1 pseudogene is annotated in these 242 nt (G+C 40.1%); it reads right to left on the bottom strand.

Annotated elements, in window-relative coordinates:
- Positions 1-242 (bottom strand): annotated as a pseudogene (locus tag CWB98_RS23415) (IS110 family transposase); the annotation flags it as partial.

Genomic DNA, 242 nt, shown 5'->3' with positions numbered 1-242 from the left:
AGCGCCATTGATGAATATGGTGCGTAAGTTCATTATCCAAACGTTCAAGGCGAGCTATGCGTTCGTTAATGGTTTGAATAAATTCCTGTAATACAATTTGTTGGGCAGGATGAGGCAGAACTAATTCGGTGAGCCAACGTAAATGTTTGAGTGACCAATTGGCGGTTCCTTCATAATTAATGTTGTTGCGCAGCAGAAGTGCTTTTAGCTGATATTTAGCATCTTTTAAATCGAGTAGATCG

Origin of the sequence: Pseudoalteromonas rubra (assembly GCF_005887115.1) — a bacterium.
GTDB classification, from domain to species: domain Bacteria; phylum Pseudomonadota; class Gammaproteobacteria; order Enterobacterales; family Alteromonadaceae; genus Pseudoalteromonas; species Pseudoalteromonas rubra_F.
Note: the sequence above shows the minus strand (reverse complement) of the source record. Positions and strands in the feature narration are given on the sequence as shown.